This window comes from Sulfobacillus harzensis (assembly GCF_012933365.1).
GTDB classification, from domain to species: Bacteria; Bacillota; Sulfobacillia; order Sulfobacillales; family Sulfobacillaceae; genus Sulfobacillus_B; species Sulfobacillus_B harzensis.
This window is the reverse complement of record NZ_JABBVZ010000210.1, coordinates 1-2,774: the sequence shown is the minus strand read 5'-3', so window position 1 is coordinate 2,774 and position 2,774 is coordinate 1. Positions and strand designations below refer to the sequence as shown.

The 2,774-nt window shown below is 57.8% G+C and carries 4 protein-coding genes and 1 tRNA gene; all 5 read left to right on the top strand.

Annotated elements, in window-relative coordinates; all coding sequences use genetic code 11:
* Nucleotides 1–244 precede the first annotated feature (244 nt).
* The 5 genes from HIJ39_RS22360 to HIJ39_RS22335 all read left to right on the top strand — a co-directional run bounded on the left by HIJ39_RS22360 (nucleotide 245) and on the right by HIJ39_RS22335 (nucleotide 2,408).
* A complete protein-coding gene (locus HIJ39_RS22360; protein ID WP_169103247.1) occupies nucleotides 245–580 on the top strand; it encodes a hypothetical protein in 336 nt (111 codons plus the stop codon).
* 238 nt (nucleotides 581–818) lie between these two features.
* Complete coding sequence (locus HIJ39_RS22355; protein ID WP_169103246.1) at nucleotides 819–1,139, top strand: hypothetical protein; 321 nt, start codon at nucleotides 819–821, stop codon at nucleotides 1,137–1,139.
* A gap of 113 nt (nucleotides 1,140–1,252) precedes the next feature.
* Nucleotides 1,253–1,423, top strand: coding sequence for a hypothetical protein (locus tag HIJ39_RS22350; protein ID WP_169103245.1), 171 nt, complete (start codon nucleotides 1,253–1,255; stop codon nucleotides 1,421–1,423).
* Between the two features lie 138 nt (nucleotides 1,424–1,561).
* Nucleotides 1,562–1,638 (top strand) — tRNA-Thr (locus HIJ39_RS22345).
* 269 nt (nucleotides 1,639–1,907) lie between these two features.
* Nucleotides 1,908–2,408: a glutaredoxin family protein gene (locus tag HIJ39_RS22335; protein WP_169103244.1), complete on the top strand. Its 501-nt coding sequence runs from the start codon at nucleotides 1,908–1,910 to the stop codon at nucleotides 2,406–2,408.
* Nucleotides 2,409–2,774: the final 366 nt, after the last annotated feature.

The window sequence follows — 2,774 nt, the reverse complement described above, 5'->3', positions numbered from 1 at the left end:
GCGTGGATTGCGGAGCCCGGGCATGCCGCGATGCTCCCGCCGCCGATGGAACGGTTTTGGACATTGATTCTGTTGGGGACGCCCCAGGAAACCCCGCGCTGGGCGGGCGGCAATGCCCGTCGGACCGTGCCAGAAGACGCCTTGCCCGCATGGTTCCCGGACGATTTACGCTAGAACTGGGCAGGCGGGACCGCCCCGCCAGGCCGCCAGATACGGCGGAAAGTGCGCAGGGAGAGGATAAGTGATGGGTAATTTTCGGGACGGCGACGCCGTGCTGAACGCATTGAGTGTGGCAGCGAGTCTGCGTCGCCCGGAGGACGATGCGCTAACCATTGTCGATCGTTGCTACGAACGTTATCGGGACTACGCAGACTTAGAATTTGACAGCAGTGATGAGACTTGGGAACGCGGCCCTGTCGGCCGGTTGCTGGCGGACGCGTTCGCGCCAGGGGTTGATCTCTTGATGTTTAAGGAGACTCCCACGGACCTAACTGACCAAGAGCGGTGGGATGAGCGCGTGTGGGACGAGTGGTATGCGCGGGTTGAGGATCCCTGGCACGCCCGCTATGGCTGGGGATAGCCCCCGTTTGGGGCGTCAGAATCGCACAATCGGGTCCCGCTTGCGCAAGCTGATAGCGGCTGGACGCCTGTTGGGCCGAGATCAGATTTCCGAAGTGCCCAGGATGCGGTTAATCCTATGCTTCGACTCATCAAGCGGCTGTTAAAATGGAACGCCGAGCAAATTCTCACGGTCAGTAGATGACTTTACGAATAAGAGTGTGGTCAACTTTGACATGGTGAAAGAAAGGGGCCATTCCATGCGGCATTGGAGAAAATGGATAGGGCTAGGCCTTGTGCTGTTTGTAGGGCTGTTCGTGGTACTCTCGTTGGGGTATGTCGGAATCTGGAATGCGGTTCAGGGGTTGGTGACCCCGAACGCCGAGACGCCGATCTCGTCTCTCTGGACCCAACCCAGTCATTATCTCGGCGCTTTTCTCTTCGCTACCATTCTGTCTCTGATCATGGTCATTACGTCCATCTGGCGGCTGATCCCATCACGGGAGACGCGCGAGGCGGAGCTGGCTGTGCGGGCCGCAATCATGGAGAAATATGGCATCGAATCACAGGATAGCGAGTAATCTCAGCAATACAGATGTCGGCCCTTGGTAGTGGCCCTGCGGAGGCATTCCCAACACTTCTCGTCGAACACGCAACGAGTGTCACACCAAACCAAATGTCGGAGGGGACTGCATTGAAAGTCATTATTACGGCAGCAGAGATTCTGGAACGGGACTTGGAGGAGCACTTCATGGCCACCACCGGCTATGACGTGCGGGGCAGCCTCAGCTATGGTGACATCAGGGATGACACAGAATTTACCCTGGATGAAGAGGACGCCCGAACGCTTGGGCTGCTACAGTAAGTTTTTACTCTCGCGAAGGGTCGATCCGTCCGGTCCGCCACCATTGCGCCGTTGTCTCAGGGGTAAAGCGGTCGGTACTCACCCGCCGCTAGCGGGTGAGCTTCGGTAGGGGTTTTCCGTCGGCGCGCCAACTTTTTTGGCCGAGTCGCTCAATTTGGTAGAGCAGCGGTATCGTAAACCGCAGGTTGTGGGTTCAAGTCCCACCTTGGCCTCCATTTTTTCATCGAGAAAGATCCTCCTAAATAGGAGGAGCACAATGCCTTCGCTAGACTACATTCGCCAGCGCCGCAATCTGCCGTTTATTAAGCGCGGGACGTGCGGGACGTATTACGTCAGGCAACAGTTCGGGCAACCTTAATGTTCGCTTCGACGGCGACACATTTAGTTCCAACGTACACCCGTGGGACAAAATCAAGTATTTTGATGACCAGGGGAACATCATTCAAGAATTTGATTAAGACGCTACGGGGAGGCAATCATCCCAATGTTCCGATGGTTTAAGCGTTGGTCTCGGCGGTGGACGCAGACGCCTTCCGTTGGCCCGGATGTTTTTGTATTCGCCTACACGCACCCTGACGTTCCGGAGTCTCGACAGGCGGTCGACTGGCTCACCGAACACCAAATTCCCTTTACCGAAAAGGACATCCGAGATGCAGCCAATCTGAGAGAGCTTGTGGCGCGCGGAGGCGACTTGGTGCCCAGCTTCTGCATCTTCCGAGCGGGTGCCCAGCACATGGTCCAAGGGTTCATGCCAGGCCTCCTGGATGACTTTCTGTTTGAGGACGTCTGGCAGTCGAAGGAGGCGACGGGGGTGGACCATTTGTTTCAACCGGGGGAACGGGTTGCGGTGAAGCACCCGAATCATCCCGTTGATGGGGAATTTGCCACCTACGTGCGCCGGGTGGACAATCGCCACCCCCTGGTTCGTTATGACGATGGGGCAACGGCTGTCGTCACCACGGACGATTTGCTTCGTTTTATCTGACGTGATCGTCGCCTGGCGCGGCGTTCGTCACTTATGACTAGTCCGCCCGCCGGGCGGACGGTATACTGGACTTGAGCGGGCCTGAAAAGCCCCGATCGACTCCCTTCTGGCGTGCCGAGTCTGCGATCCGCACCCGCCTCCTTGCGAGCGCGAGTCGGAACCAGAAGGGGGTGGGAGCCATGAGCATCCACCTGGCCGACCCAGTGGCCTTGGCGCTGATCGGTTTGGTTGTGCGGATTGCCTTAAAGCACCGCAAAAAGAAGTAACCCGCTAGGCATTGGCGGCCGCGGGTTACTCGATGTCGCTCTTCGTCAATCGATCGCAGACTTCGGAGCTCTGCACGTCATTCGGCATGGGCCGGATGGC

Coding starts and splice junctions, on each gene's coding strand:
- HIJ39_RS22360 (WP_169103247.1), top strand. CDS start 245: ATGGGTAATTTTCGGGACGGCGACGCCGTGCTGAACGCATTGAGTGTG.
- HIJ39_RS22355 (WP_169103246.1), top strand. CDS start 819: ATGCGGCATTGGAGAAAATGGATAGGGCTAGGCCTTGTGCTGTTTGTA.
- HIJ39_RS22335 (WP_169103244.1), top strand. CDS start 1,908: ATGTTCCGATGGTTTAAGCGTTGGTCTCGGCGGTGGACGCAGACGCCT.